At 53.4% G+C, this 26047-nt stretch carries 28 protein-coding genes and 11 tRNA genes; 35 read left to right on the top strand and 4 right to left on the bottom strand.

Annotated elements, in window-relative coordinates; translation table 11 throughout:
- Nucleotides 1-5 precede the first annotated feature (5 nt).
- The 11 genes from M2298_RS21070 (at nucleotide 6) to M2298_RS21020 (ending at nucleotide 1308) form a co-directional block, all read left to right on the top strand.
- Nucleotides 6-82, top strand: a tRNA-Met gene (locus tag M2298_RS21070).
- A 62-nt stretch (nucleotides 83-144) separates the two neighbouring features.
- Nucleotides 145-221, top strand: a tRNA-Asp gene (locus M2298_RS21065).
- A gap of 99 nt (nucleotides 222-320) precedes the next feature.
- A tRNA-Thr gene (locus M2298_RS21060) sits at nucleotides 321-396 on the top strand.
- 6 nt (nucleotides 397-402) lie between these two features.
- A tRNA-Tyr gene (locus tag M2298_RS21055) sits at nucleotides 403-487 on the top strand.
- Between the two features lie 6 nt (nucleotides 488-493).
- Nucleotides 494-569, top strand: a tRNA-Lys gene (locus M2298_RS21050).
- A 19-nt stretch (nucleotides 570-588) separates the two neighbouring features.
- Nucleotides 589-675 (top strand) — tRNA-Leu (locus tag M2298_RS21045).
- Between the two features lie 18 nt (nucleotides 676-693).
- Nucleotides 694-769 (top strand) — tRNA-Gly (locus M2298_RS21040).
- Nucleotides 770-919: 150 nt separating this feature from the next.
- Nucleotides 920-993: transfer RNA gene (locus tag M2298_RS21035), tRNA-Arg, on the top strand.
- Nucleotides 994-1029: 36 nt separating this feature from the next.
- Nucleotides 1030-1106: transfer RNA gene (locus tag M2298_RS21030), tRNA-Pro, on the top strand.
- A 28-nt stretch (nucleotides 1107-1134) separates the two neighbouring features.
- Nucleotides 1135-1222 (top strand) — tRNA-Leu (locus M2298_RS21025).
- A 12-nt stretch (nucleotides 1223-1234) separates the two neighbouring features.
- A tRNA-Gly gene (locus M2298_RS21020) sits at nucleotides 1235-1308 on the top strand.
- Between the two features lie 436 nt (nucleotides 1309-1744).
- Here M2298_RS21020 and M2298_RS21015 read toward each other — a convergent pair.
- Complete coding sequence (locus M2298_RS21015; protein WP_122964759.1) at nucleotides 1745-2914, bottom strand: sensor histidine kinase; 1170 nt, start codon at nucleotides 2912-2914, stop codon at nucleotides 1745-1747.
- Between the two features lie 215 nt (nucleotides 2915-3129).
- Here M2298_RS21015 and M2298_RS21010 point away from each other — a divergent pair, with 215 nt between their 5' ends.
- From M2298_RS21010 to ytfJ, 13 genes are all read left to right on the top strand, one after another.
- On the top strand, nucleotides 3130-3780 hold the full coding sequence (locus tag M2298_RS21010) for a TerC family protein (RefSeq protein WP_122964760.1): 651 nt from the start codon (nucleotides 3130-3132) through the stop codon (nucleotides 3778-3780).
- Nucleotides 3781-3850: 70 nt separating this feature from the next.
- Complete coding sequence (locus M2298_RS21005) at nucleotides 3851-4435, top strand: YkoP family protein (RefSeq protein ID WP_122964840.1); 585 nt, start codon at nucleotides 3851-3853, stop codon at nucleotides 4433-4435.
- A complete protein-coding gene (locus tag M2298_RS21000) occupies nucleotides 4435-5589 on the top strand; it encodes an MGDG synthase family glycosyltransferase (protein ID WP_173597803.1) in 1155 nt (384 codons plus the stop codon). Before M2298_RS21005 ends, M2298_RS21000 begins: the two co-directional genes overlap by 1 nt.
- 54 nt (nucleotides 5590-5643) lie before the next feature.
- On the top strand, nucleotides 5644-5844 hold the full coding sequence (locus M2298_RS20995; RefSeq protein ID WP_063230695.1) for an alpha/beta-type small acid-soluble spore protein: 201 nt from the start codon (nucleotides 5644-5646) through the stop codon (nucleotides 5842-5844).
- 158 nt (nucleotides 5845-6002) lie between these two features.
- Nucleotides 6003-6209 (top strand): DUF1657 domain-containing protein, encoded by a 207-nt coding sequence (locus M2298_RS20990; protein ID WP_063230694.1) that lies wholly within the window; start codon nucleotides 6003-6005, stop codon nucleotides 6207-6209.
- Between the two features lie 78 nt (nucleotides 6210-6287).
- Complete coding sequence (locus M2298_RS20985) at nucleotides 6288-7148, top strand: DUF421 domain-containing protein (RefSeq protein WP_122964762.1); 861 nt, start codon at nucleotides 6288-6290, stop codon at nucleotides 7146-7148.
- A gap of 17 nt (nucleotides 7149-7165) precedes the next feature.
- A complete protein-coding gene (spoVAC, locus tag M2298_RS20980; RefSeq protein ID WP_063230692.1) occupies nucleotides 7166-7639 on the top strand; it encodes a stage V sporulation protein AC in 474 nt (157 codons plus the stop codon).
- Between the two features lie 3 nt (nucleotides 7640-7642).
- Nucleotides 7643-8647 carry a stage V sporulation protein AD gene (gene spoVAD, locus M2298_RS20975; protein ID WP_063230691.1) on the top strand — a complete coding sequence of 335 codons (1005 nt, stop codon included), beginning with the start codon at nucleotides 7643-7645 and terminating at the stop codon, nucleotides 8645-8647.
- A gap of 16 nt (nucleotides 8648-8663) precedes the next feature.
- Complete coding sequence (spoVAE, locus tag M2298_RS20970) at nucleotides 8664-9014, top strand: stage V sporulation protein AE (protein ID WP_122964764.1); 351 nt, start codon at nucleotides 8664-8666, stop codon at nucleotides 9012-9014.
- A 101-nt stretch (nucleotides 9015-9115) separates the two neighbouring features.
- On the top strand, nucleotides 9116-9763 hold the full coding sequence (gene sleB, locus M2298_RS20965) for a spore cortex-lytic enzyme (RefSeq protein WP_122964765.1): 648 nt from the start codon (nucleotides 9116-9118) through the stop codon (nucleotides 9761-9763).
- A gap of 204 nt (nucleotides 9764-9967) precedes the next feature.
- Entirely contained in the window at nucleotides 9968-10939 is a 972-nt protein-coding gene (locus M2298_RS20960; protein ID WP_280649051.1) for an S-layer homology domain-containing protein, read from the top strand.
- A gap of 65 nt (nucleotides 10940-11004) precedes the next feature.
- Nucleotides 11005-11670: a DUF2953 domain-containing protein gene (locus tag M2298_RS20955; protein ID WP_173599592.1), complete on the top strand. Its 666-nt coding sequence runs from the start codon at nucleotides 11005-11007 to the stop codon at nucleotides 11668-11670.
- 115 nt (nucleotides 11671-11785) lie between these two features.
- Nucleotides 11786-12244 carry a GerW family sporulation protein gene (ytfJ, locus tag M2298_RS20950; protein WP_280649050.1) on the top strand — a complete coding sequence of 153 codons (459 nt, stop codon included), beginning with the start codon at nucleotides 11786-11788 and terminating at the stop codon, nucleotides 12242-12244.
- A 66-nt stretch (nucleotides 12245-12310) separates the two neighbouring features.
- Here ytfJ and fliD read toward each other — a convergent pair whose 3' ends face one another.
- Both fliD and pyc read right to left on the bottom strand, forming a co-directional pair.
- Nucleotides 12311-13570, bottom strand: a complete 1260-nt coding sequence (gene fliD, locus M2298_RS20945) for a flagellar filament capping protein FliD (RefSeq protein WP_280649049.1) — start codon at nucleotides 13568-13570, stop codon at nucleotides 12311-12313.
- Nucleotides 13571-13634: 64 nt separating this feature from the next.
- Nucleotides 13635-17081: a pyruvate carboxylase gene (gene pyc, locus M2298_RS20940; protein ID WP_173599594.1), complete on the bottom strand. Its 3447-nt coding sequence runs from the start codon at nucleotides 17079-17081 to the stop codon at nucleotides 13635-13637.
- Between the two features lie 130 nt (nucleotides 17082-17211).
- Here pyc and M2298_RS20935 point away from each other — a divergent pair, with 130 nt between their 5' ends.
- The 10 genes from M2298_RS20935 to M2298_RS20890 all read left to right on the top strand — a co-directional run bounded on the left by M2298_RS20935 (nucleotide 17212) and on the right by M2298_RS20890 (nucleotide 25136).
- Entirely contained in the window at nucleotides 17212-17640 is a 429-nt protein-coding gene (locus M2298_RS20935; protein WP_242774986.1) for a gamma-glutamylcyclotransferase family protein, read from the top strand.
- A 48-nt stretch (nucleotides 17641-17688) separates the two neighbouring features.
- Nucleotides 17689-18222, top strand: coding sequence for a hypothetical protein (locus tag M2298_RS20930; RefSeq protein WP_173597798.1), 534 nt, complete (start codon nucleotides 17689-17691; stop codon nucleotides 18220-18222).
- An 88-nt stretch (nucleotides 18223-18310) separates the two neighbouring features.
- Nucleotides 18311-18832, top strand: coding sequence for a thiol peroxidase (tpx, locus tag M2298_RS20925; protein ID WP_122964771.1), 522 nt, complete (start codon nucleotides 18311-18313; stop codon nucleotides 18830-18832).
- A 213-nt stretch (nucleotides 18833-19045) separates the two neighbouring features.
- Nucleotides 19046-19684 carry a TetR/AcrR family transcriptional regulator gene (locus M2298_RS20920; RefSeq protein WP_280649048.1) on the top strand — a complete coding sequence of 213 codons (639 nt, stop codon included), beginning with the start codon at nucleotides 19046-19048 and terminating at the stop codon, nucleotides 19682-19684.
- Complete coding sequence (locus tag M2298_RS20915) at nucleotides 19681-20379, top strand: MBL fold metallo-hydrolase (protein ID WP_122964773.1); 699 nt, start codon at nucleotides 19681-19683, stop codon at nucleotides 20377-20379. The genes M2298_RS20920 and M2298_RS20915 overlap by 4 nt, the downstream gene beginning before the upstream one ends.
- 159 nt (nucleotides 20380-20538) lie before the next feature.
- Complete coding sequence (locus tag M2298_RS20910; protein WP_122964774.1) at nucleotides 20539-21027, top strand: hypothetical protein; 489 nt, start codon at nucleotides 20539-20541, stop codon at nucleotides 21025-21027.
- A 75-nt stretch (nucleotides 21028-21102) separates the two neighbouring features.
- Nucleotides 21103-22017: an RluA family pseudouridine synthase gene (locus M2298_RS20905; RefSeq protein WP_122964775.1), complete on the top strand. Its 915-nt coding sequence runs from the start codon at nucleotides 21103-21105 to the stop codon at nucleotides 22015-22017.
- A 281-nt stretch (nucleotides 22018-22298) separates the two neighbouring features.
- Nucleotides 22299-23234 carry a fumarylacetoacetate hydrolase family protein gene (locus M2298_RS20900; protein ID WP_122964776.1) on the top strand — a complete coding sequence of 312 codons (936 nt, stop codon included), beginning with the start codon at nucleotides 22299-22301 and terminating at the stop codon, nucleotides 23232-23234.
- A gap of 16 nt (nucleotides 23235-23250) precedes the next feature.
- A complete protein-coding gene (locus M2298_RS20895) occupies nucleotides 23251-24408 on the top strand; it encodes a homogentisate 1,2-dioxygenase (RefSeq protein WP_122964777.1) in 1158 nt (385 codons plus the stop codon).
- A gap of 101 nt (nucleotides 24409-24509) precedes the next feature.
- Nucleotides 24510-25136, top strand: a complete 627-nt coding sequence (locus M2298_RS20890) for a flavin reductase family protein (RefSeq protein WP_122964778.1) — start codon at nucleotides 24510-24512, stop codon at nucleotides 25134-25136.
- A 69-nt stretch (nucleotides 25137-25205) separates the two neighbouring features.
- Here the strand turns inward: M2298_RS20890 and M2298_RS20885 are convergent, their stop codons facing one another.
- Nucleotides 25206-25451, bottom strand: a complete 246-nt coding sequence (locus M2298_RS20885) for a hypothetical protein (protein ID WP_280649047.1) — start codon at nucleotides 25449-25451, stop codon at nucleotides 25206-25208.
- A 173-nt stretch (nucleotides 25452-25624) separates the two neighbouring features.
- Here M2298_RS20885 and M2298_RS20880 point away from each other — a divergent pair, with 173 nt between their 5' ends.
- Nucleotides 25625-25972 (top strand): PspC domain-containing protein, encoded by a 348-nt coding sequence (locus M2298_RS20880; protein ID WP_122964780.1) that lies wholly within the window; start codon nucleotides 25625-25627, stop codon nucleotides 25970-25972.
- Nucleotides 25973-26047: the final 75 nt, after the last annotated feature.

Here is a 26047-nt window from a genome sequence, read left to right as displayed (position 1 = left end):
ATCGTCGCGGGATGGAGCAGCTCGGTAGCTCGTCGGGCTCATAACCCGAAGGTCGCAGGTTCAAATCCTGCTCCCGCAACCAAATTTTCTCTTTGCCCAAGCGATCAACATTCGCACGCCTTACTGGGTTTGGACTAACAACATGGAGCTGTGGTGAAGTTGGAGTTCACGCCGGTCTGTCACACCGGAGGTCGCGGGTTCGAGTCCCGTCAGCTCCGCCATCTTTACAAGGTGGCCGTTTTCATGAAATGACAATATATTTTAATCAAACTAAAAAACATTGATCATTTTATGAAAGATATGCTATAATCAAATAGTATGCCGGTATAGCTCAATTGGTAGAGCACCTGACTTGTAATCAGGGGGTTGTGGGTTCAAGTCCTATTGCCGGCACCATTTACTGGGGAGATAGCGAAGTGGCTAAACGCGGCAGACTGTAAATCTGTTCCCTCCGGGTTCGGCGGTTCGAATCCGTCTCTCCCCACCAGTATTTGAGCCATTAGCTCAGTTGGTAGAGCATCTGACTTTTAATCAGAGGGTCGAAGGTTCGAGTCCTTCATGGCTCACCAGTTTTTACAAAATGGATAGGCGGTCGTGGCGGAATTGGCAGACGCGCTAGATTCAGGTTCTAGTGGTGGCAACACCGTGGAGGTTCAAGTCCTCTCGACCGCACCATATTTTCTTATCAAGCATGCGGACGTAGCTCAATTGGTAGAGCGTCGCCTTGCCAAGGCGAAGGTCGCGGGTTCGAGACCCGTCGTCCGCTCCATAGATGTTCTCGGGTCTCTCACCCGTTCCGGGTTTACCCTTGAAGAGCATCAATGAAGAGTGTCACGGGCACTTCCAATCTGGCTTGTCGGGCAGGAAATCGATGAAGCAGCGCCAGTAGAAGCGAGACCCGTCGTCCGCTCCATATCATGTGCCCTTAGCTCAGCTGGATAGAGCGTTTGACTACGAATCAAAAGGTCGGGAGTTCGAATCTCTCAGGGCACGCCTCTTTACCTTAAAAGGGAAGAGAAATAGCAAAGTCGGGAAGTAGCTCAGCTTGGTAGAGTACTTGGCTTGGGACCAAGGGGTCGCAGGTTCGAATCCTGTCTTCCCGACCATGATTTGCCTAACGATTCGTGAAAAGCTGCCGGGGTGGCGGAATGGGCAGACGCAACAGACTTAAAATCTGTCGGGAGTTTCTCCCGTACCGGTTCAAGTCCGGTCCTCGGCACCAAGTTCGTTCGATGCGGGTGTAGTTCAATGGTAGAACTCCAGCCTTCCAAGCTGGTCGCGTGGGTTCGATTCCCATCACCCGCTCCATATGTAAAAGCAGAGAGCTAAACGGCTCTCTGCTTTTTTCGTTATTCTCCCATCGTCTCTATCCGCAAGCAACCGATCCAACAGAAAAAGACCTCGTGTGGCTGCGTCAGTCCAGCATGCCAGAGGTCTTTTATTCGCGTAAGTATAAAAAACAAAAAAGAAACAGAATCAGTCCGGGTTTCTTTCATCCGACGAGAGACGAATGAACGAAGCAGCAGGTTTAGTGCTTATGAACGTAAAAGCTTCAGAAAAACGATGTCGAAAGCTGTCTGACGGTTTCAGTGGTAGAAACATATGTTTTCGTGTACAGTAAGGCTAAGGTCGCTTACCGAACGTATAGGTAACGGATCTCTTGCATTGCCTCCTGATGACCAGGAGGCTTTTTTGTGTTCACAGAAGCGCGATTGACTTGACTATTATACTAATCCACCAGGATTCAGTTGGTCGCTTCCACAGGCTCTACAGCTTCTTCTACTGTTACGATCGGAAGCGATACGACGAAACGGGTGCGCTTCTCGTTGGAGTCGCAATGGATGGTGCCGTTGTGCTTCTCAATAATATTTTTACAGATGGACAAGCCAATGCCCGTCCCGTTTTGTTTGGTTGTAAAGAACGGCTGGAACAGAACCTCCACAATGTCGGGAGGAATCATTTCACCGTTGTTTTCCACACTTAAATAAAGCCAGCCATCCGAAGCAGTAGCGATAATGTGGACGTACTTGTCCGTTCGGTTTTGCACGGCGTCAATCGCATTGTTCAGCAAGTTGACGACGACCTGTTTCAAGCCTTCCTCATAACAAGCCAGAGAGCAGGGGTGGATTTGTTTTTCGAATCGTATGTTTTCTCCCAAAAGTCTCGGAGTAATCAGCGTTTCTACTTCAGCGAGCAGTTGCTCAACTTGGACAGTTTTGAAAATTTCATCGAGAATCGGTTTTTTGGAAAAGCTGAGAAAGCCGGTAATTTGCCGATGCAAGTTTTCAAATTCATGCATGACGACCTGAATGTACGTTTGCAATTGTGCCTGCTCCTGCGTCGACTCACTGATCAGTTTGAGAAAGCCTTCAATGGCACAGAGCGGATTGCGCAGCTCGTGAGCCATGTTGGCCGCGATTTTCCCCAGCATGGTCAGCTTGTCGTTGTGCAGGTAAGAAATCGTTTCTTCCTTTTGAACGAGCTCTTTGTTGATCATTTGCTCAAAATGATAGACAGCCCAAAAGACACTCTCGTCCATCGCTTTGCCCAGTTGCTTTTCCAGATAGTGCATGTCCTGGGGAGAGAGGGACCAATGTTGCAGTTCAGGCTGAAGCACACGCCAGAATACGTTTCGATACAACTGATACGTGCGCAAAATGGAGGAGAAGGGGAACTCCTGCGAACGCAGCCACTCTCCCATATCCAGTGCCCAGTTCTGCATGTCCTGGTCTACGTCTTCCACCAGATAACGGGCTAAGAGAACCGTTCGTTTCTCCGCAAAATCACGAGGAATTGTTACAGGGATTTCCATACTGCGAACAATTTCCTGCATCCATATCGTAGTAATTCTTGGAGCCAAGTCTAAAATTTTCCGTGAAACGTGCAATAAGTTAAGCGTCACAGTCTCCACCATCTCATTATCCACCCCACTAGAATCGTAAGGGAAAAAGGTAAGATTAGACAAGGTATAAATATCCCGATTTCGCGATAAAATGTTTTTTTGTGGAATTTTTTTGTTGACAAAATCCGCTGAAAACCGCCTTTTTTCGGAAAAATATTCAATCATAGGTCCGATTCTAGTCGCATAAAGTAGAATGGACAAACATTTCATGGACCAGGGAGGCAGGGATGGGAGAGCATTTTTGGCTGGGTCTGGTGCATATTTTCATGATTGATCTGGTACTGAGCAGCGACAATGCTGTCATCATAGGAATGGCCTGTCGGGGCTTGCCTTTACGGGAGCGAAGCCGTGCAATCATGTATGGAACGATTGGGGCTGTTGTATTGCGAATTGGCTTGACAGGCGTGATGACGTGGATGCTGGACATTCCGCTTGTAAAGGCGATCGGAGGGTTGCTGCTGCTCTGGATTGCCTGCAAGCTGATGCTGAGCAGCCACGACGAGACGACAGAGGTTGCGCACAATCAGACAATCGGCCAAGCGGTCAGAACGATTATATTAGCAGATTTTGTAATGAGTTTGGACAATGTTTTGGCGGTTGGCGGAGCCGCACATGGCGATATATGGCTGGTTTTGCTTGGACTGGGGATGAGCATCCCGCTGCTGATGTGGGGAAGCGTCTGGGTCGCGCGGCTGATGAACCGTTTCCCAGGTTTGGTCATCATCGGTGGCGGCGTGTTGGCGTTTACGGCTGTGGACATGTGTCTGGAAGACCCGTACGTGTGGAAATGGCTCAATCCGCTGATGCTGAATCACATGTGGCTTCCCGTGATTGCTGCCGCATTGATCATGCTGTGGGGGCGGATGAAAAGGGCCTGACCAGGTAATGAAAGGAAGCGGTAGTGGGGAATACTACAAAGTAAACATCGCTGGAAAGGAACCGTTGCATATGAACACAAATCTCTTGATGCTATGGGGATACTGGGATGAAATCTACCAACGGTGCACCAGACTTACCTATATTGAAAAAGGGAACAATATTTTTCGGGTCGTTCCCTTGCGTTATCGGGGTGAGTCTTTGCGTACGTCAGACGAGCGGATCATTCATGACGGCGATCTGATTTTGAAAATACATATTCACAACTACTACTTTGCCACTCTTTGCAGGGGCGTCAAAGACGAACTGAAAGTAGCCTTGTTATTGCGCAGGCATATTTTGCAATCCTTGCCGAGGCTGGCGGCTTTTCTGGAAGCGATGGAGGAACGGGAGCAAATCAAGGGAATCGTCGGCACAACCATGCTGCACAAAGGCGTGGCTCCTTTGGGCTTTTCCATTTCCGACGTACCGATGAGCTGGTTTTTCCGCTACAAGCGCTGGTATTTGCGACTGATGCTCAGAATCGTCCACCCGAACGGGAAAAAGCGCGTGCAGACGTGGAAGCAAGATATGCCGTTGAAGCGCGTCTACATGTCCAAGGAATTGCTCTTGGAGCGTTACGGCCAGAGCAAGCCGACGACAGGGGATGCCTTCTGATGGCCAAGCGCTTTTTGCTGGTCACGGAGGAATGGGCAGGCAGCGGACATCGAGTAGCGGCAGAGGCGATCCAGGAAGTATTGCAAAACATGGACGGCGCACAATCTGCGCGGGTGATCGGAGGCTTACAGACGGCCAGCCCGGGATTGCGGGTGCTGTCCCGTTTTTTTTATCTGAACATGCTGCGGTATGCGAAGCCAGTTTGGCACAAAATGTACGAGCAAGATGAGATGTGGGGAAGATCGTTATCCAAGCCACTGGGCTGGTGGCTCTCGACAAGGTTGCTCCAGCGTGTTTTGCGTGCGGAGCAGCCGGACGTCGTGGTGGCGACACATGCTTACTGCCTGTCGGCGCTCGCCTATGCCAAGCAAAAGGCGGACAAGCCTTTTCAACTGGTGAGCGTCCCTACTGACTTTCATGTCAACCGCTTCTGGATACACCCGCAAATTGACGCTTATATGGTAGCGCATGAGCAGATGGCGGAAAGGCTGACGCATCGCTATCGCATTTCCGCTGAAAAAGTGCATGTTTGCGGCATCCCGATTCGCCGTGCTTTCCATTATGCTGCGAGTAAGACCAAGTCGGATTGGAAAAGTCAGCTCGGCATTGCCGTCGATCGATTTACGGTGCTGATTGGCGGCGGCGAGGGCGGATACGGCCAGATGGAAGAAGTGATTCGCACATTGGCAGAGGAAGAGGAGCCGTTACAGATTGTCGTCATCACGGGCAAAAATGCAAGTTTGCAAAAGCGGCTGGAGACCGTGGTTTCGCCGTGGAGCGAGCGGCACCGTTTTGTCGTGAAAGGCTACGAGGAGCGCATGTGGCAATGGATCGGGGCGGCAGATGCGTATGTGACCAAGCCGGGAGGAATCACTTGTGCGGAGGCGCTCGCTTTGCGCACGCCGCTCATTTTGCATCAGCCTTTGCCAGGGCAGGAGCAGTACAACAGTGCGTTTCTTACAGAGCAGCAAGCGGCGATTCTCGCTCGCTCTCCGCAGGAGATTCGCGAAGTCATTCGGGGCTTGCGCGGCTCTGGGCGCGTGGGAGAGCTTGCCGCGCACATGGACAAGCTGCGGTGCCCGGAGGCAGCAGTTGAGATCGCACACGTCCTTTTTTCGCTGGAGTCTAAAATTGGAAACAAAAATCGCGAATGAACAAGGAAAACTTCACGCATATTAAACCTACCAACGACGAGGAGGTGATTACAGATGGCTAACAACAGATCCAGCAACAATCTGGTGGTTCCTCAAGCTAACCAAGCGCTGGACCAAATGAAGTACGAAATCGCTTCTGAATTCGGCGTTCAGCTTGGTCCGGACACCACTTCCCGTCAAAACGGTTCAGTTGGTGGCGAGATCACAAAACGTCTCGTTGCTTTCGCTGAACAACAATTGGCTGGCCGTGGCTAATTGCATAAGTGGATGAGGAGAGGCACCTGCGGGTGTCTTTCCTTTTTTTATGGGGAAAAAGTCGATGAAATGGAAAAACGTTACAGCCGACAAACCAAACTTAACCGCATATTTCCGCGGTACTGGCTGATTCTATATGTGTTGGGAGGTGATTGGCTATGACAGTTGGAGCACAGGTAAAACAGGCTCTTGCCAGCCTGAAAGGGGCACAGGCAGATTTGGAGTCGTTCGCTCTTAGCACGCAGAACAAGCAAGCAAAGCAACTGTACACGGATGCAGCTGCGCAGACGCAAACGATTGTGGACAACTTGCAACAGCGTGTTACCGAGTTGGAGAACGAAGAGCCACAGTACAAAGGCTTCTAGCCATGCTGCAAAACAAGAGGGAGAGACGCTCTCTCTCTTGGCTTTTCTTCAAGGGTCAACGGTTGATGGAGGTGGAGCATGCCTGACTGGTTAAATATTTTGCTGCGTTCCATAGGAGCGTTGGCGTACTTGTTCCTTCTTACCAAAATTATTGGCAAGCGGCAAATCAAGCAGCTTACGTTCATTGAATACATCGTCGGGATTACGATCGGCTCGATTGCAGCCTTCATGGCAACGGAGATGGACGGGCCTGTTTTTCACAGTTTGATTTCCATGGGTGTGTTTGCGATTTTCCCCGTTTTGATGGAATGGGTATCGCTGAAAAGCAAGGTGATGCGCGACTTGTTCGAAGGCAAGTCAACCGTGCTGATCAAAGAAGGGAAAATCATGGAGGACAACCTGAAAAGGGAGCGGCTGACGGCAGAAGATTTAATGGAGCAGCTTCGAATCAAAAACGTGTTTCGGGTGGCAGACGTCGAATTTGCGCTCATGGAGACAAACGGGGAACTGAGTGTACTGCTGAAGTCGGAAAACCAGCCTCTGACGGCTCAACAGTTGGAGCTGACGGTGCCGCCAGCAGAAGAAGGCCAGGTCGTCATCATGGATGGGGTGATCATGGACGAGCCGTTGGCAACGGCGGGCTACAACCGCAGATGGGTACGCACGCAGCTGCAAAAAGCGGGTGTGGCGCTGGAAAATGTGTTTCTCGCCCAGGTAGACAAAGGAGGCGAGCTGTACCTCGATCTGTATGACGACAAGATACAGGTTCCGGCTCCGCAGGCAACGAAGCTGACTTTTGCGACTCTGAAAAAATGCCAGGCTGATCTGGAGCTGTTTGCTCTCGGGACAAAAAACGAGACAGCCAAACAGACGTATCAGCGCGACGCCGAACAATTGCAGACGATCATCGACCAGGTCAAGCCATTTTTAATACGGTAAAAAGGAGTGAGAGAAGAATGGCCGATCAAAAAAAGAAGAATTTAACCCCCGTGCAGCAGGAGTATCAGCAGTTGGCGATGCGACATGAGCCGAAGCGACCTCTCGTGCGCAATTTTTTCCGCGCCTTTATCGTGGGCGGCGTCATCTGCCTGATTGGTCAGGGGATTACCGAGCTGTTCATCCGCTACTTTGACTTTACCGAGAAAACGGCGGGAAACCCGACTGTCGCGGTTCTGATTCTGCTCTCGGCGCTTTTGACGGGACTGGGCGTGTACGACCGGATCGCCCAATGGGCCGGGGCGGGCACCAGTGTTCCGGTGACCGGATTTGCCAACTCGATTACCTCAGCCGCCATTGAGCACCGCAGCGAAGGATTGGTGCTTGGGGTAGGGGGAAACATGTTCAAGCTCGCAGGTTCTGTGATTGTGTTTGGTGTTGCTGCCGCATTTGTCATCGGCTTGATTAAAACATTGATTACGATGGGAGGGTGACACATGCGCCAGGGTCATCAGTCGTGGGTGTTTCCTTCCAGGCCGGTCATTCTCGGCCACGCTGCCATCGGCGGGCCATTTGAGGCTCAGGGGCCGTTGGCCGAGGATTTTGATACGCTGCACGGAGACTTGATGATAGGACAGGAGAGCTGGGAGAAGGCGGAGAAAGTGCTGCTGGAAGAGGCGTGCTCCAAAGCGATCGAAAAGGCGAATCTGACGAAGGAGCAGATCAACTTTTTACTGGCGGGCGATCTGATGAACCAGATCATCTCGGCAAGCTTTTCCGCAAGGACGTTGGCGATTCCGTTTCTCGGGATTTTCGGGGCTTGCTCGACAGCGATGGAAGGCTTGGCGCTCGCTGCGCAACTGGTAGACAGCCAATCTGCGGATTGCGTGCTTGCGGCAACCTCCAGCCATAATGGAGCGGCGGAGAAGCAGTACCGCTACCCGACAGAGTACGGCTCGCAGAAGCCGCCTACGGCACAGTGGACCGTTACCGGAGCGGGAGCAGCAGTCGTCGGCAAGCAAGGCCAGGGGCTGCACATTGCAGGGGCGACGATTGGACGGGTTGTAGACATGGGGATGACTGACCCGTTCAACATGGGGGCAGCCATGGCTCCGGCAGCGCTGACGACGATCGAATCGCATTTTCGTGACTTTCAGTTGCCACACGACTATTACGATCTGGTCGTGACGGGTGACTTGGGAAAAGTCGGCCACGCGATTTTGTCGGAATTGCTGCCGAAGCATAATGTCATGGTTCCGCTGCAACGCTACGTCGATTGCGGGAAGCTGATCTACGGCGACAATCCGAACGTCTGGTCGGGCGGGAGCGGATGTGGCTGCATCGCGACGGTCACCTACGGACATTTGCTGCGGAGGATGAAGGCAGGCGAATGGAAGCGGATGCTGCTGGTTGCCACAGGTGCGTTGTTATCGCCTATTTCCTACCAGCAAGGAGAGAGCATCCCGTGTATCGCGCACGCAGTAGCCATAGAGTCCGAGTAACCTGGAGAGTGATAGCATGACGTTTTTATGGGCATTTCTCGTAGGCGGGATCATCTGTGTCATCGGGCAATTCCTCATGGATGTGGTCAAGCTGACCCCCGCTCATACGATGTCGTCCCTCGTTGTCGCAGGTGCCGTCCTGGATGGCTTCGGGCTGTATGAGCCGCTGGTTCAGTTCGCGGGAGCAGGTGCGACCGTCCCGATTACGAGCTTTGGCAACGCGCTCGTTCACGGGGCGATGGCCGAAGCGGAGCAGCATGGGGTGATCGGCGTTGTGACCGGCATTTTTGAGGTGACCAGTGCAGGGATATCCGCTGCCATTGTGTTTGGCTTTTTGATGGCGCTTATCTTCCGGCCCAAAGGATAAAGTCGGCAAAAGCGAGTCAGATGTTACCTCTGCTGCCAAAATGCTTGAATTGAACCTACTTTCGCCAGCGGGTAGAATGGTGGCGTTAGGAGGGGATGTTCATGTCATGGCAGAAAAAAACATTGACGACCCTGCTCGCGGCGATGCTTGCCGTCGCGTTTGTCTTCCCTGCCGAATCTTACGCGGCATCGCTTGTAAAGCGCGGCAGCGAGAGCGGGGATGTGTGGGACTTGCAGTATCGCCTGCAAATATTGGGGTATTATCAGGACAAGCTGGATGGCAGTTTTGGGGCGAACACGGCTCAGGCGGTGCGCCAGTTTCAAAAAGCATACGGTCTGCCAGCCGATGGGATCGCTGGTGAAAATACATGGCGTTCACTGAAAAAAGTGTCGGTCAATCAGAACGAGATGCAAATGCTCGCTCAGCTCGTCTATTCGGAAGCACGGGGCGAAAGCTTCAAGGGGCAAGTAGCGGTTGCGGCCGTCGCCCTGAATCGTCTTCAGTCCAAAGACTTTCCGAATACGCTCAAGGGCGTCATTTTCGAGCCGTACGCTTTTACCGCAGTCGATGATGGACAGTACTGGTTGAGCCCCAACAAGACGGCTTACCGGGCAGCGTGGGAAGCAGTGCGGGGCTGGGACCCAACCAATGGTGCCCTCTATTACTTCAACCCGGCGACCGCCACGTCCAAATGGATTTGGTCGCGTCCGCAAGTGGTGCAAATCGGCAAGCACATTTTTGCCAAGTGACGAAGAGAAGCGACGTAACAGACTCTTGTTTTTCCGCGACAGCCAGCGGAAAGCAAGAGTCTTTTTTCCTGAAAAGCCCCAATGCGCGTCGTTCGCGCTTGGCGGGAAGGGACAGGAAACTGGGAAGAATTGTCCCTTGTTTTCACGAAATGTTTCGATAAAATGAAACGAAACGGCTTCGAATCTTTTTTCTGGAGGATGATGATGAGGAAACAGATGATCCTGGCCTCGCTGGCAGCCTTGCTGGTCATTGGCGCGCCGGTTGCAGAGGCAAAGACAAACGAGACGAGCAGTACACCGTACACAGACATTGCAGAGCATTGGGCCAAAAAGGAAATTGAAACATTATACATAGCGGGAGTCATTGGCGATACCGAGTCGTTTCGGCCAGATGATCCGATTACGCGCGGGGAACTGGTAACGATGTTTGTCAAGGCAAAAGGGATAGAGCCAGGCACAGCGAGCCAGTCACCGTTTGCTGACATTCCGTCAGACAGTTGGATGGCACCATATGCGGAAACTGCCTATCGCCTTGGAATCGTCCATGGCACCAAACAAGGAAGCCAAGTATTTTTGAAACCGGAGGAGCTTGTTACGAGAGAGGAGCTTGCTTCGATTTTGATTCGAACGATGGGCGATAGCGGTGTCGTCAATCAGCTTAAATGGTCGACGACGGTTCAGACGTTGGCCAAATACCCGGATGGGCGCAGCGTGGATAAGGGCTACCAGCGTCCGCTCGTGTACGCCTTGGAAAAAGGCTTGATGAGCGCCTATGGCGACGGCACGCTGAAGCCGAAAAACCGGATGACGAGAGCGGAGGCAGCCACGTATGCGGCCGTGCACCTCGTCAGCGGCCAAGCTTCCAAAAGCGGGCAGCAGCTGTTCAACGGGACGGCCTACAAGCAGGCGCTGACCGTGCAGACGACCGCCTACAGCAACCCGAACCAGCCGATCCTGTCGTATTTGGAGTACCCGCTCCGTGAAGGTGTCGTCGCTGTCGATCCGGCTGTCATTCCGCTCGGCAGCCATCTGTACATCGATGGTTACGGCTACGCAGTTGCCGCAGACATTGGCGGTGCCGTTAAGCAGCGTCACGTCGACTTGTATTTGCCGACCTTGCAGGAAGCCGAAAACTACGGCATGAAGCAGGGCGTCAAAGTATACGTGCTGGATTAACATATCGTCACGGACATATTTCCTGCTCTTTCCACTCATACTAACGTGGAAAGGGTGGGATTTTTTTGTGGGCCTGGGTATTTCTCGGATTGCTTGTCTTATTGCTGCTGCTTGTGATTACCCCAGTAAAAATCAGTTGCTATTATCATCGAAAAGAGGAAGACGATCAACTGGAAGTGGAGCTTGAGGCGTGGCATGGCCTTTTTTCCCGAAAATACGAGTTGCCGATTTTGCTGTTCAAAGTGTCCCCGGCAGGCCCGGAGCTGGTGGCAAAGGTGGAGACGATCGAGCAAGGAAGCAAGGTGCAGGAAAAAATCAAAGACTTTACCCGCCGCCAAGTAAAAAGATGGTATCACAACTATCGGGAGCTGGTCGATCGCGTGCGGGATTTGCTGCCGCTTTTTCGCGATTTGTGCAAGCAGATTCACTGCACCAAGCTGGAATGGCATACGTTGCTCGGCACAGGGCAGGCTGCGGAAACAGGAGCCATCACCGGAGTGATCTGGGGCGTGAAAAGCTTGATTGTCGGGGTGTTGTCACACTCGATCTCGCTGCGGACGATGCCTGCGATGAGCGTCCAGCCCGTGTGGAATGATGCGGTGATCCAGACAACGTTTCGCTGTGTCTTTCGCTTTTACTTGGGGCACTTTCTGTTTTCGCTGCTGAAAATTGCCTGGCGGATCAGGAAAACAGGCCAGCGCAAATGGCATACAAGCCCATCGCAAGCATGAACCAGCACAAAAAACCGTGACGCTTTCCGTCATGTAGCCGCGTTCCTGTACATGCTCTGAAATTGTTGGGGGAATGTTAATAGATGAGACATGCAGGAAGGAGGAGCAGCTTACTATGGCAGACCACCCGATTCAGGGCCTCATGAGAACAGCGATGGAAAATCTCAAGCAAATGGTGGACGTGAACACGATTATTGGCGATCCTGTCGAGACGCCGGACGGCAGTGTGATTCTCCCTATCTCCAAAGTGGGATTCGGCTTTGCTGCTGGAGGTAGCGAATTTCACTACGACCAGCATCACCAGGGAATCGATGGACATCCGTTTGGCGGCGGTAGCGGGGGCGGTGTCTCGATTACACCCGTGGCCTTTTTGGTCGTCGGAAAACAAGGAATACGCTCCATACCGCTGGAAAATACGACGCATCTGTACGACCGGATTCTCGACTCCGTTCCGCAGTTTGTGGACAAGATGCAGTCGCTTTTTAAAAAGCACGACGAGATGCCTGTTCAGTGCCATCCGGGAAGGAAGAGGGTAGACGATCACGACTTGGAAGAGTTGATGGACCGGGGTTAAAAAATGAAAACAGGTATGCGCCTATTGCGGGGCATACCTGTTTTTTGCTTTCATCAGCACGCTTCTCTACCAGAGCTGGTTGAGGAACAAGCCTGTTTGCGCCACGTAGCGGTAGTTCATTCCCGAGGCGGAAGTGTTGTGGTACGGATTGGCCGATGTTGCGGCTGTGTAGGCTTGGGAGAACGAGCCAAACGGCTTGCTCTGCACCTTGACGACCTCCTCGCGAATCGCGCGGGAGAGGCGAGTCATTTCGTCGACAAAGCCGGAAACATGCGCAGAAGTGGCCTCACGCCAGACTTGCTCATCGAAGGACAACGATCCATCTTTGCGAAAGCCAAGCCCGTAACGGTCGAGTGTTCCTCTGGACGCTCGGGTTATATGTGCGAACGGATCAAGCTTTTGCGATGACAAGGCAGATGCCTGCTCTGTCAAAAAGTCGTGCAACTGGTTGTAGCGGTTGACGAACGCGTGCGTCTTTTGCAAAAGCCGATCGTAGTCAGGCGCAATCTCGACGACAATGTCTGTAGCTGTTGTTTGAAGCATGGAGACTTGTACGGCATCGTTCGTGAGCCAAACGTGGTTGGAAGGGCTTGAATCCCGCCTTCCATTCCACACAAACATAGCGTCAGCGGCGCTTGTCGTCGCGCGGTCAAGGCCGAGCACACGGATCGTATTTCCGCTCACATCCTGCAAGTCAAAAGACTCGCCGGCTCCTGTTTTGCGCGAAGAAACGCTCAACGCTACATACTGCCCTTCGGATTTCTGGCGGACATCTACGGGAAGCGAGCTGTTGCGCAGTGCTTCGGCAACCGAACGCAGACTGTCCGCGTGCGTGTCTTTGCCATGCGAATAATAGGCAAACAACTCCTCTTGCTCGCCGAAGTGCAGGCTAAACTGTTGCGGGCCTTCGGTTACAAGTGTCGGGAAATCACCCGGCAATGCTGTGCCTGTGTTGGTCTGTCCGCTCGCTAGGGAGCCGATGGACAGACGGTGCGTGCCGTTCGTTGCTCGCGGACCGGGTTTGACGGCTGCCGCCTCCGGTTGAGAGGAGACGACAGTCCGTTGGTTGATGGCACTTTCCGGTCGCGCGGGGTCAAACTCTTGGGCAGCTTGATCCAGGTCAGCAAAAAAGCGGTACAGGCGGGACAAGGAATCGGAGAGATCAGTCATCCACTGTTGCTGCCGGGTATAGTAAGGCTGCAGACTATATCCGAAAATCGGCTCGACAGGAGAGCTGAGCTTCGCCTGTACCATTTGAAAATGATAGCGGCCGACTCGGGAGCTGTAAGGAATTTGGCTGACTCGGTCCAATTTCAAGTCGATCACCTCACCACGAACAATTGGATTTCGATGGAAACCATCGTCTGTTACCTTTCATTATAGACGATGACTACTCCATTTCAATGAGCAGATCGCCAGTTTCGATCGCTTCGCCCGCTTTTACGTAAACGGCTTTGACTTTGCCGTCTTGCGGTGCCTGGATCGTCGTCTCCATTTTCATCGCTTCGCTGACGAGAAGGTGTTCGCCTTTGCGCACTTTGTCGCCCTCTGCCACGAGTACCTTCAATACCTTGCCTGGCATGGAAGCACCGAGGTGAGCGGAATTTTGCGGGTCTGCTTTTCGGCGAATCGTCTCCGAGACTTTTGCCGACTGGTCGCGAACGAAAATTTCCCGCGGCTGACCGTTCAGCTCGAAGTAGATGATGCGGCGTCCATCCGGATGAAGCTCGCCGACAGCGACCAGCTTGATGATCAATGTTTTTCCGCGCTCAATCGTAATCGCGGTTTCCTCGCCAGGACGCAGGCCGTAGAAGAACGTCGATGTGTTCAGGACGGACAGGTCGCCGTATTCTTTCAGGCGCTGGTCAAATTGCAGGTAAACCTGCGGGTACATGATGTACGAGAGCACATCCAGCTCGCTCGGCTCGCGGCCGATTTTTTCAGCCAGCTCCGATGTCACCTGGGCGAAGTCGATCGGCGCAAGCAACTCTCCAGGACGAGCTGTAAAGGCATCGCGGCCTTTCAGCACGAGTTCTTGCAGCTTTTTCGGGAAGCCGCCTGGCGGTTGACCCAGATAGCCTTGGAAAAACTGAATGACGGAATCAGGGAAGTCGAGGCGTTCGCCTTTCTCCCAAATATTTTCTTCGTTCAGGTTGTTTTGCACCATAAACAAGGCCAGATCGCCGACGACTTTCGAAGACGGAGTGACTTTGACGATATCCCCGCACATTTGGTTGACGACGGCGTACATGTGCTTGACTTCGTCCCAACGGCCTTCCAAGCCGACAGCTTTTGCCTGCTGCTCCAGATTGGTGTACTGACCGCCTGGCATTTCGTGCACGTATACTTCGGTATTGCTCGCTTTCATGCCGCTTTCAAAGCCTTGGTAGTACGGTCTGACATCTTCCCAGTAATCGGACAGCTTGTTGAACGAATCAAGCGACAAACCCGTCTCGCGTTCGGTATGGGCGAGGCTCGCGATCAATCCGTTGAGGCTTGGCTGCGAGGTCAAGCCCGACATGGAGCTGACGCACGCGTCGACGATATCGACTCCTGCTTCGACGGCTTTGAGCAGCATGGCCGCACCGTTGCCAGACGTATCGTGCGTGTGCAGGTGAATCGGAATGCCGATTTCCTGTTTCAAGGCGCGAACCAGCTCGTAAGCGGCGTAAGGCTTCAGCAATCCGGCCATATCCTTGATCGCCAAAATGTGCGCGCCTGCTTTTTCCAGTTCTTTCGCCAGGTTGACGTAGTAGGACAGCGTGTATTTCGTTTTGCTCGGGTCGAGGATGTCGCCTGTGTAGCAAATCGCCGCTTCCGCCACCTTGCCTGTTTCGCGCACGGCGTCGATGGCCGTCTGCATGCCTGGTAGCCAGTTCAGGCTGTCGAAGATGCGGAAGACATCAATGCCGTTTTCCGCCGAAGCCTTGACGAACGCATGGATGACGTTGTCCGGGTAGTTCGTGTAGCCAACCCCGTTTGCCCCGCGCAAAAGCATCTGGAACAGCACATTCGGGATGCGCTGGCGCAAAATCTGCAGCCGCTCCCAAGGCGATTCCTGCAAAAAGCGCATGGAGGTGTCAAACGTAGCGCCGCCCCACATTTCCAAAGAGAACAGTCCCGAGCCAAGCTTGCCCGTCGCTTCGGCAATCGACGCGAGGTCGTACGTGCGCACGCGCGTGGCAAACAGCGACTGGTGGGCGTCGCGGAATGTCGTATCGGTTACGAGCACCTGCTTTTGCTCCTGAATCCAGCGAACCAGGCCATCCGCTCCGTCTTTGTCCAAAATTTGCTTCGTTCCATCCGGGTACGGTTGGGTAAACGGTGTGCGCGGAATGCGCGGCGAGTCAAAGTGCGGCTTTTTGTCCGGCTTTGCCATGCCCGGATAGCCGTTGACAATCGTATTGCCGATGTACGATAGTAATTTGGAACCCCTGTCCTGACGGCCGGGGAACACGAACAGCTCCGGTTTTGTATCAATGAAGGAGGTGTCGTAGTTGCCGCTGAGGAAATCAGCGTGTGTGACGACATTCTCCAGGAAAGGCAAGTTGGTTTTCACACCGCGGATGCGGAACTCCCGCAGCGTACGCAGCATTTTGCGCGCAGCTTGATCAAAGCTGGTTCCGTACGTGGAGATTTTCACCAGCAAAGAGTCGTAGAACGGTGTAATAATCGCGCCAGGGTAGCCGTTTCCGCCGTCGAGACGGACGCCGAAGCCACCGCCGGAACGCCAGGCTGACAGACGGCCCGCGTCTGGCAGGAAGTTGTTTTCTGCATCTTCTGTCGTTACGCGACACTGGATCGCATAGCCGCTCATTTGAATCTGGGACTGCGAGGCGATCCCGATTTCCGGATCGGAGAGGGCGTGTCCTTCCGCGACGCGAATTTGAGACTGCACGATATCGATGCCGGTAATCAGCTCGGTGATCGTATGTTCCACTTGAATCCGCGGATTGACTTCAATAAAATAAAAGCGCTTGTCCGGCGTGAGCAAAAACTCGACCGTCCCTGCGTTGGAATAGCCAGCTTTTTTCATCAGGGTGAGAGCTGCCTGGCAAATTTCTTCGCGCAGGCTATCGTCGAGAGAAAGGCTTGGCGCCACTTCGACCACTTTTTGATGGCGTCGTTGCACCGAGCAATCGCGTTCGAACAAGTGCACGATGTTTCCGTGGTTGTCGCCGAGAATTTGCACTTCGATATGCTTTGGCTGCTCCAGATAGCGCTCCAGGTATACTTTGGCGTTGCCGAAGGAGGAACGCGCTTCTGAACGGGCGCGATCAAGCGAGTCTTGCAGCTCGTCCTGGCTGCGGACGATGCGCATTCCGCGACCGCCACCGCCGGAGACGCCTTTGATGATGATCGGATAGCCGTATTCCTTGGCGAACAGCAGGGCCTCCTGCAAAGTCTCAATCGGCTCCGGCGTGCCTGGAATGACCGGGATTTGTGCTTCGATGGCAAGCTTTCTCGCTTCGACCTTGTCGCCGAATTTCTCGATCAACTCGGAAGAAGGACCGATGAAAATAATTCCTTCCTCCTGGCAGCGTTTGGCGAAATCGGCGTTTTCGGCGAGGAATCCATAGCCGGGGTGGATCGCATCGATATCGTTGCGCTTGGCGATCTCGATGATGCTGTCGATGTCCAGGTAAGCTTCGATCGGGCCTTTTCCGGCACCGACCAAATAGGACTCGTCCGCTTTGAAACGATGAATCGAGACGTTGTCTTGCTCAGAGTAAATCGCTACAGTACGGATGCCCAGCTCGGTAGCCGCACGGAAAATGCGAATCGCGATTTCTCCGCGGTTTGCTACCAGCAGCCGATTAATCTTTCTCTTTTCCAAATTTCTCTCCCCCTTTGTCTCTTTGAGAGACATGAAAAAATTATATATAGCATAAATATACAAAATTTTCGTGATACAAGACACCCTTTTTTCTTTTACAACATCAGCCAACTGACTGGAGTGAATCGTTTTGCCAAAGCAACTGCCTGTTTTCGTCTATGGCACATTATTGTCCGGCTTTCATAATGACAGCGGTTATATCAAACCGTTCCCGCATACCAAAACAAGGGCGACGATCAAGGGGGAAATCTATCATTTGCCAGAAGGCTACCCCGGCTTGCTCATGACAGACGCGGGAGAAGTGGCAGGCGAGATCGTCGATTTTGCCCCTGAGGTGTACGAAAAGGCGCTGGCTGGTCTCGACGAGCTGGAAACCTACTACGGCGAGGGAGACTCGCGAAACGAGTACGAGCGGATTCCCGTAACAGCCTGTGTCCGAGAGACTGGGCAAGAGGTAGAGGTGTACGTTTACCGCTATTTGGATGAAGCCTATGTGAAGCGGGTCGGGACCAGAGTGGAGCACGGAGACTGGCGCGCCTTCATGGAGCGGGCTGAATAGCAGAGGCGCGTTTTGCCAAAACTGGTAGGGAAAAGGAGGGACCCTGCCATGGAATTGATGAACGCGAAACCTGCGCAAATCTGGCGCTTGCTTATTCCGCAAAGCTTTTGGATGTTCACGGAGGAAGTTCCCGAGGATGAGCTGATCTTTCACTATCGCGACCATATTTACTTCGTGAATCAGGATGGCTCGGTATTGGCGCTGCCCAAGCCGGCCTGCTTTGACATGCTGGATATGGGCACGCTGCTGGAATGTCTGGCGACGTCCGACGATACGATTGACTTTGACGACGAGGGCGAGTTTGACTACGGATTTGTCCTGAAGCAGATGGGCTACATCGTCCCGGTCAGGGAGAAGCGGGAAAAGGCTACGTATCAGATCGAGATTTTCAATACGGCATTGCCAAAGGCACACGCTACGCGCTACGAGATGAAGCATGTCGATTTTGGCTTCGCGCTTTACCATGCGCTGATGCGTTGCCACGAGCTGAACGCGAAAACAGATTGGGAGTATGAGCACGAAGTGAAACGCATCGTCAAGGTGGATGCCAAAGCTTCCGGGAAAGTGCAAGTGAATCTGTAATTTCTACTATTGGCATAGTGAAAAAAAGTGAATGATAGGGTATGATAAATGAGGTACATATGGAAGTATTGGTGAGGAGGAAGAAATCATGACAACTGCTGTTGAGCGTCAAGGCGCATTTGTTTTCAAAGGGGGTCCTGTTACCCTGCTCGGTCCGGAAATCAAAGTGGGAGATACTGCTCCTAACTTCACCGTAGTAGGCGGCGACCTGTCCCCTGTAACTCTGGACGATTCCAAAGGAACCGTTCGCATCATCTCCGTAATCCCATCCATCGACACAGGTGTTTGCGACGCGCAAACTCGTCGTTTCAACGAAGAGGCTGCCGGTCTGGAAGGCGTAACAGTTCTGACTGTTTCCGTTGACCTGCCATTCGCGCAAAACCGCTGGTGCGGTGCTGCTGGCATCGACAAAGTGAAAACTGTATCCGACCACAAAGACCTGTCCTTCGGTACAGCTTACGGCGTAGCGATCAAGGAATTTCGTCTGCTGTCCCGCGCTGTATTCGTAATCGATGCAAATGACAAAGTAGTTCATGCGGAGTATGTGGCTGCTGCTGGTGAGCATCCAAACTACGAAGCGGCAATCGCTGCTGCAAAAGCTGCGAAGTAAGCTTTTTCGCAAGCAATCTGCTGAGAGTCAGACCCCCTTTTCGTCTATGGAGACGAGGGGGGGTTTTTTGTATTGTTTTTGTCCAGGCGGCGCCTGTTTTTTGGGGAGCTGCAAAAATGTGTTGACGATTTTAGTAACCAGTGGTTATATTATTACCAACGGTTACTAACCACTGGTTATTTTGGTTGGTGGAAGTCAGGAGTGGAGTCTTGCATGGCAAGCAGACAGGAAGTGCGATCAGAGGAAACGAAGCGGGCGATTCTCGCGGCCGCGACACAACTTTTCGCGGAGCGGGGCTTCGAGGCCGTCTCGATTCGGGAAATCGCCAAGGCGGCAGGCTGTTCACATACGACGCTCTACATTTATTTCAAAGACAAGGAAGCGCTTCTGCATCAGCTTTCCAAAGGGCCGCTGCAAACGTTGGTACAGGCAATGGAAGCTGCGCTTGCGGATGAAAAGCGGTCATCCGAGGAAAAACTGCGTGAAATCAGTCGCCAGTTCATCCGCTTTTGCCTGGGGAATCGCAACATGTACACGCTGTTTTTCATGATCAAAGCATCGCGCATAGACGAAGAAGAGCCGGAACAAGAGCTTCAGGCGCTGCGCACGCACTTGTTCGGGCTGTTGAGAAAAGCCGTGTTGCTCTGCTTGCCGCCTGAGGTCGGGGAAGAGGAAGCTTTAGCATATGCACGGATTTATTTTTATACGTTGCACGGCATCGTCGGGACGTATACCCATTCAGAGGAATCGCTGGAAGAGTTGCTAGGCAGATTGGCGCCGACGTTCGATCTGGCTGTGGATGTCATCCTCGCGGGCAGCAAACAAACGATGACAAGGAGTGGTGAAAAATGAAGATCGAGCAAATCTCCAAGCACATCTGGTGCATCCGCAGCTGGATGCTGATTCCGGTTCGTGTCTGGGCGGTGGTAGAAGAGGACGGCGTGACGCTGGTTGATGCGGGGATGCCGTTCATGGCAAAAGGCATTGCGGCGTTTCTGCAAAAACAGGGAGCAGGGCCATTGAAGCAAATTTTGTTGACGCACGGCCATTCCGATCACGTAGGAGCCGTCAAGCGGCTGGTGGAAACGATGCCCGTTCCGGTGTATGCCCATCGGATCGAGATTCCGTACATGGAAGGCAGAGAGCTGTATCCGCGCCGCAAAAAGCTGGAAAAGAACGTTCAGCCGGGCCTGGCGAAGCCGCTCGCGGAAACAGAGGACGGAGGACTGGCTGCGATCGCTGGACTCAAGCCGTACCTCACGCCAGGGCATTCGCCTGGTCACGTCGTCTACTACCACGAGCAAGATCGCGTCCTGCTGGCAGGTGATCTGTTTACCTCCAAGCGGGGAAAACTGCACCGCCCGATGCCGATGTTCACGGCCGACATGACAGAAGCGGTGAAAAGCAGCCGAATCGTGCTAGAGTTGAACCCGCTTCGGCTGGAAGTATGTCACGGCCAGGCGGTACACAATCCCGCCGAGCAGCTCGATGCGTACCTGGCGGAAATGTCCCGTGCCTTTTCCATCCCGACGAGTGTGTGGCAGTAGGAAGCCGGGCTTTATGAGGGCGTCAGCTGTTTGCTCATCAAGACGCTGCGATAGTTGGTTTCCTTCCACTGTACGTGTTCGATAAAGCGATAGCACAAATTGCCAGGAGCGGTTGAAACGAACCGCTCTTTTTCGCGTCTCATACATAGAGGTGATTGGATGAAAAAGGTAGAAAAGATAGCCCCGCTGTACATGGCAGCTGTCTTGCTGCTGACAGGCTGTCAGCTTGGCATGCTCAATCAGTCGTCTTTTCAAGAGCTGGCCCAACCGCCAGCGCCTGTCATCGCGTGGAAAGGTAAAACAGCCGTGACGGTTCCGACCTCATACTGCTGGAACTACGAAAACGAGGGTGTCTGCATGGACATGGCCGCTCCGCCGGAAGTGATTGGGGAACAAAAGCCCAAGCCGTTGCAAGTGAATCCCGGCGCCATGCTAACCGTTACATATTCGCCCCCGCCCACGACGGAGTCTCTCACGGTCGCGCAATGGATCGGCTCGAAGCGGATCGAACAGCTCCTTGAAAACGGAAACCAATGGAAGGCTCCCGAGCAGCCGGGCTGGTATTTGTTTGACGTTCGCGGGCAGTGGAGCCAAGGCGATGCGGGACATGCTTTTGTGATTGAGGTCAGGGAAAATCGCCCGCTTTAACCTCGCAAAGGTTGTCTACTCACCGGGACTTTTTGCTATACTGGACAACAGGGAAAATCCCAAAGGAGAGACAACATGCAGGAAGAATTGATACGCTTTACAGCGGATGAGATAGATGCAGGACAAACGGTGCGGGATGTGCTGCAAAAGCGTTACGGTGTGTCGCGCCGCTTGCTGATCCGGGCCAAATTCAAAGGAACGATTACGCGCAACGGAGTCCTCGTGTTCGTGAATGAAAAGCTGCAAGCCGGAGACGAAGTGGCTGTCATGGTCGAAGAAGAAACAGAAGAGACGGTAGCTCCTGAGGAAATGCCGCTCTGCATTCGTTATGAGGACGACGATTTGCTGGTCATCGCCAAGCCGGCTGGACTGGTCGTGCACCCGACAGGCAACCATCCGTCAGGTACGCTTGCCAACGGGGTGATTGCCTATTGGAAAAAGCGGGGCGAAGCGCGGCGGTTTCGCGCAGTCAACCGCCTGGACAAAGATACGTCAGGCTTGATGATTGTCGCCAAAAACCAGTGGGCGCACGAGCAGTTCAGCCGCATGCAGCAAGAGCGGACGCTCCAGCGCTTTTATCAGGCGATTGCCGAAGGGATCGTTGCGAACGATGCAGGCACGATTGATTCGCCAATCGGGCTTGCGGAAAATTCGTTTATCACGAGGCAAATCCGGCCAGACGGTCAATCGGCTGTTACGCATTATCGGGTACTGGCTCGCGGTGAGGGCATGACGTTGCTGGAGCTGAAGCTGGAGACAGGCCGTACGCATCAGATTCGGGTACATATGCAAAGCGTCGGTCATCCGCTTGCAGGCGACGACCTTTACCTGGGCGGACGGGAGCATATCGGAAGACAGGCGCTTCACGCGGCAAGACTGTCTTTTGTTCACCCGCGCAGCAACGAGCCTATGGAATTTGCCGAGCCATTGCCAGCGGATATGCAGCAATTGCTGCGAACGTTTTTCCCGGAACGGCCTGCGGGCAGCTAGAAAGAAGTCGCAAAAAAATTCGGCAAATTTCTGTGGAAAGCAGAAAGCGTTTTCGATATGATAGAAGAAACAAACAAATAAGCTGTGGAAACAGCTGGTTGTCTGCGGGGAAAAATCCCGCAAGATTTTTTTCGGTAGCAGACAGACCCAGCTTGCGCCTGACGCACGTTTCGGAGCTTTTGACAAGATACAGGGACACCCCTTTCCTTTGTCATGCACCGATTTGAGCGAACGGGGGCGAGCTGGGTTTTTTTGTGCAACAAAAGGAAGGAGGGAAGCGCATGAAACTGGTTTCCTATCGACAAATCGACAGGGGAGCGTGGCGCGCCGGACTGCTTGCGGAAGGCAAAATCACAGACATCGCGCAGGCGCTGCCGGGCGCACCCGATACGCTGCTGGGATTGTTGGAACAGTGGGAGGAATGGAAAGGGCGTTTGCTGACGCTTGCGCAAAGCGCAGACGTGCAAGCAACGGGTCTGGCCACAGAGGACGTGTTCCTCGGCTCGCCATTGCCGCGCCCGGCGAGCTTTCGCGATTTTTACGCCTTTGAAGCGCATGTGAAGACAGCCCGGGCACGGCGCGGACTGGATATGATTCCCGAGTGGTATCGGTTCCCGGTCTTTTACTTTTCCAATGCAGCAGCCTTTTTGGGGCCGGACGCGAGCATCCAGCAGCCAAAAGCGACAGAATGGCTCGACTATGAACTGGAAGTCGCGTGCGTGATTGGCAAGGCAGGGGCAGATATTCCGCCAGAGCGTGCCCACGAGCATATAGCAGGCTTTTGCATCCTCAACGATTGGAGTGCCCGCGACATTCAGCGTGAAGAGGTCAAGGTCGGGCTTGGGCCAGCAAAAGGCAAAGACTTCGCTACTTCGATGGGGCCGTGGCTCGTTACGCCGGAAGAGCTGGAGGATGTACGAGTAGCGGGAGCAAAAGGCGAGCGCTACGATCTGACGATGGTGGCGCGGGTGAACGGCGTGGAGTATTCCCGCGGCAATTTGCTCGACATCCACTATACGTTTGCGGAAATGATCGCCAGGGCCTCGCAAGATTGCATGCTGTATCCGGGCGATGTCATCGGTTCCGGGACAGTGGGCACTGGCTGCATTCTGGAGCTGGGGCCGGAGCAATACGGATGGCTCAAGCCGGGCGACGTGGTAGAGCTTGAAGTAGAGCGCCTGGGCGTGCTCAGAAATACGATCAGCGAATCACGATAATAGAGGGGGAAGCAGGATGGCTTTTTATCACCGCATGGGAGAATTGCCGCAAAAACGGCACACGACTTTTTACAAACCGGACGGCCAGCTGTACCGCGAGCAAGTAATGGGAACGAAAGGGTTCTCTGGCATCCAGTCGATTTTGTACCATCACAACCCGCCGACGCAAGTGCGCGAGACGCGCAAATATGCGGATGTGCGCTTGGAATTTGTAGAGCAGGCGGATTTGAAGCACCAGCATTTCAAAACGTTTGACCTGGCACAAGGAGGCGATCCGGTTTTTGGCCGCCGCTACTTGCTGGGGAACAGCGATGTAGTCATGGGCGTTTGTTCGCCGACAGAGCCGATGGATTACTTTTACCGCAATGCAGACGGCGACGAAGTCGTGTTTGTGCACGAGGGAGAGGGCGAGCTGCAAACGATCTTCGGCACGATTACCTACCGTCCCGGAGATTATTTGGTCATTCCGATCGGCACGACGTATCGGATCGTGCCCAGTGTGCAGAGCCGCTTTTTGGTGATTGAATCGCAAAACGAAATCGTCCCTCCGAAGCGCTATCGCAACGAGCACGGTCAATTGTTGGAACATTCCCCTTTTTGCGAACGGGACATTCGCGTACCGGAAAAGCTGGTGACACACGTAGAGAGCGGCCAGTTCGAAGTGCGCGTCAAGCGCCAATCCGTTGTCTACAGCTACTTTTTCGACTTCCATCCGTTTGACGTCGTAGGCTGGGATGGCTACTTGTATCCGTACGCGCTGAGTGTTCACGATTTTGAGCCGATTACCGGGCGCATCCATCAGCCGCCTCCGGTGCATCAGACGTTTGCCGGACAAAATTTTGTCATCTGCTCGTTCGTGCCGCGGATGTACGACTACCATCCGCAGGCGATCCCCGCTCCGTACTACCACAGTAATGTGGAGAGCGACGAGGTGTTATACTATGTGGATGGCAACTTCATGAGCCGAAAAGGCGTATACGAAGGATCGATCACACTGCACCCGATGGGCATTCCGCACGGGCCGCACCCGGGCAAAATCGAGGCGAGCATCGGCAAAAAGGAAACGATGGAGCTGGCGGTCATGCTGGATACGTTCCAGCCGCTTTACGTCACAAAAGAAGCGTTGGCAGTGGAGGACGAAGCGTACATGTCGAGCTGGCTGCCGTCCGAGTGAACACAAAAGCGGCCGTGAGCGTTACGGTTGATCGCAAGTGGTCGCATCACTTACCATAAATAACGTCGAGACGTTTTTCGCGTAAAAAAGGCGGGATCACGATGGAAATCAGGATTGACGAGTTACAAAGGCAGGAGAAGTACAAACTGTTGATCGGCTGCATCATTCCCCGGCCTATCGCCTGGGTGACTTCGCAGGATGGCAACGGTGTCATCAACGCCGCTCCTTTCAGCTATTTCAATGTGGCGAGCATCGAGCCGATGATGGTGTCTGTCGCTGTCATGCGCAAGCCGGGCAGCGTCCGCAAAGATACGGCGCAAAACATCGTGGAGACGGGCGAGTTTGTCGTCAACATGGTGGATGTTCACAATGTGGACGCCGTCAACCAGACATCTGCCGACTATCCGCCACAAGTGAGCGAGGTCGACGCACTCGGCCTTGCCGTTGCTCCTTCGTCGGTTGTTGCGGTTCCAAGACTTTTGGCATCGCGGATTCATTTTGAATGCAAGCTGCACCAGGTCGTCGAGTTGGGAAGTCCGACTACATCCGACCTGATCATCGGGGAAGTTGTGCACGTACATGTAGCCGACGAGCTGTATCACGCCGGGCGAATTGACGCCCATGCCTTCGCACCCGTAAGCAGGCTGGCAGGGCATACGTATGCCACTTTGGGAGATTTGTTTGACCGCCCGCGTCCCGTCTACGAGCCTGACCCTGCATCCAAGTAATCGCGCTTGTAGACAGAGAAAAACCGTTCCGGCAGGCAGCTGGAACGGTTTTTGGCGTTCTCTTGTTCGCTAGTTCAGACCGGGATAACGGGAAATGGCATCGGGTCTGATCCAGCTGTCGTAATCGGAGGAAGTCCCGGCATTGGCAGGCGTGCCATAAGGAGTGGCGTTCGGCTCTTGGCCCAGCGGGTGAACGACACTTTGCTGGTAGTACAAATTCCGATCGCTTTGGATGTAGGAGCGTTCCTGCCCATCTGCAGTCGTACAGCCGCCAAGGAGCAAGCCTGTGAAGAGGAACAGAAGAAACCGCATCATGCTTCACCTCGTTAGTAGCGTGACTATTCTGCGCGGTTTTCATACACGAAAAGCCGATATCCGTCTAGGGGCTGAGGACAAATCCCTCTATGGGCCATTTTGCCGCGCTACGCACTAGGGTATCCTTAATACATATAAGGCAAGCGGATATTGTAGAGGAAGGATTGGTTCCCATGGAAAGACGTTTATACCGCTCTTCGCAAGACAAGCGACTGTTTGGGGTTTGTGGAGGCATTGCCCAGTTTTTGCGCGTTGATTCGACGCTTGTACGTGTAGGCGTTGTCATTTTGACTGTTTGTACAGGATTTCCGATCCTGATCTATCTGCTCATGGCGATGATCATGCCAAAAGAACCGAGCTGGGCATTTGCCGGTGACGGATTTGGCTTGTACGACACTCCGAAGGCTGGACATTCGCGGATGAACGATCTCGATTCGGAAATTGACCGTCTGGAGAAACAGGCGCTGGTGCAGGAAGTGCATCGTTTGCGGGAAGAACTGAGCAAATACAGAGGCTTGTAAGCAGCAAAAAGGGTTCCTTGTCCACTTGGCACGGGGAGCCTTTTTCTTTTGGCGAAAAGGCAAGCTGTTCGGGCG

The sequence above is a fragment of the Brevibacillus sp. 1238 genome (genome assembly GCF_029892995.1).
GTDB classification, from domain to species: domain Bacteria; phylum Bacillota; class Bacilli; order Brevibacillales; family Brevibacillaceae; genus Brevibacillus; species Brevibacillus parabrevis.
Note: the sequence above shows the minus strand (reverse complement) of the source record. Positions and strands in the feature narration are given on the sequence as shown.

What these genes read in the sequence shown, in the direction of transcription:
- M2298_RS21015 (WP_122964759.1), bottom strand. Translation starts at nt 2,914, where the DNA reads ATGGTGGAGACTGTGACGCTTAACTTATTGCACGTTTCACGGAAAATT.
- M2298_RS21010 (WP_122964760.1), top strand. Translation starts at nt 3,130, where the DNA reads ATGGGAGAGCATTTTTGGCTGGGTCTGGTGCATATTTTCATGATTGAT.
- M2298_RS21005 (WP_122964840.1), top strand. Translation starts at nt 3,851, where the DNA reads ATGAACACAAATCTCTTGATGCTATGGGGATACTGGGATGAAATCTAC.
- M2298_RS21000 (WP_173597803.1), top strand. Translation starts at nt 4,435, where the DNA reads ATGGCCAAGCGCTTTTTGCTGGTCACGGAGGAATGGGCAGGCAGCGGA.
- M2298_RS20995 (WP_063230695.1), top strand. Translation starts at nt 5,644, where the DNA reads ATGGCTAACAACAGATCCAGCAACAATCTGGTGGTTCCTCAAGCTAAC.
- M2298_RS20990 (WP_063230694.1), top strand. Translation starts at nt 6,003, where the DNA reads ATGACAGTTGGAGCACAGGTAAAACAGGCTCTTGCCAGCCTGAAAGGG.
- M2298_RS20985 (WP_122964762.1), top strand. Translation starts at nt 6,288, where the DNA reads ATGCCTGACTGGTTAAATATTTTGCTGCGTTCCATAGGAGCGTTGGCG.
- spoVAC (WP_063230692.1), top strand. Translation starts at nt 7,166, where the DNA reads ATGGCCGATCAAAAAAAGAAGAATTTAACCCCCGTGCAGCAGGAGTAT.
- spoVAD (WP_063230691.1), top strand. Translation starts at nt 7,643, where the DNA reads ATGCGCCAGGGTCATCAGTCGTGGGTGTTTCCTTCCAGGCCGGTCATT.
- spoVAE (WP_122964764.1), top strand. Translation starts at nt 8,664, where the DNA reads ATGACGTTTTTATGGGCATTTCTCGTAGGCGGGATCATCTGTGTCATC.
- sleB (WP_122964765.1), top strand. Translation starts at nt 9,116, where the DNA reads ATGTCATGGCAGAAAAAAACATTGACGACCCTGCTCGCGGCGATGCTT.
- M2298_RS20960 (WP_280649051.1), top strand. Translation starts at nt 9,968, where the DNA reads ATGAGGAAACAGATGATCCTGGCCTCGCTGGCAGCCTTGCTGGTCATT.
- ytfJ (WP_280649050.1), top strand. Translation starts at nt 11,786, where the DNA reads ATGGCAGACCACCCGATTCAGGGCCTCATGAGAACAGCGATGGAAAAT.
- M2298_RS20930 (WP_173597798.1), top strand. Translation starts at nt 17,689, where the DNA reads ATGGAATTGATGAACGCGAAACCTGCGCAAATCTGGCGCTTGCTTATT.
- tpx (WP_122964771.1), top strand. Translation starts at nt 18,311, where the DNA reads ATGACAACTGCTGTTGAGCGTCAAGGCGCATTTGTTTTCAAAGGGGGT.
- M2298_RS20920 (WP_280649048.1), top strand. Translation starts at nt 19,046, where the DNA reads ATGGCAAGCAGACAGGAAGTGCGATCAGAGGAAACGAAGCGGGCGATT.
- M2298_RS20915 (WP_122964773.1), top strand. Translation starts at nt 19,681, where the DNA reads ATGAAGATCGAGCAAATCTCCAAGCACATCTGGTGCATCCGCAGCTGG.
- M2298_RS20910 (WP_122964774.1), top strand. Translation starts at nt 20,539, where the DNA reads ATGAAAAAGGTAGAAAAGATAGCCCCGCTGTACATGGCAGCTGTCTTG.
- M2298_RS20905 (WP_122964775.1), top strand. Translation starts at nt 21,103, where the DNA reads ATGCAGGAAGAATTGATACGCTTTACAGCGGATGAGATAGATGCAGGA.
- M2298_RS20900 (WP_122964776.1), top strand. Translation starts at nt 22,299, where the DNA reads ATGAAACTGGTTTCCTATCGACAAATCGACAGGGGAGCGTGGCGCGCC.
- M2298_RS20895 (WP_122964777.1), top strand. Translation starts at nt 23,251, where the DNA reads ATGGCTTTTTATCACCGCATGGGAGAATTGCCGCAAAAACGGCACACG.
- M2298_RS20890 (WP_122964778.1), top strand. Translation starts at nt 24,510, where the DNA reads ATGGAAATCAGGATTGACGAGTTACAAAGGCAGGAGAAGTACAAACTG.
- M2298_RS20885 (WP_280649047.1), bottom strand. Translation starts at nt 25,451, where the DNA reads ATGATGCGGTTTCTTCTGTTCCTCTTCACAGGCTTGCTCCTTGGCGGC.
- M2298_RS20880 (WP_122964780.1), top strand. Translation starts at nt 25,625, where the DNA reads ATGGAAAGACGTTTATACCGCTCTTCGCAAGACAAGCGACTGTTTGGG.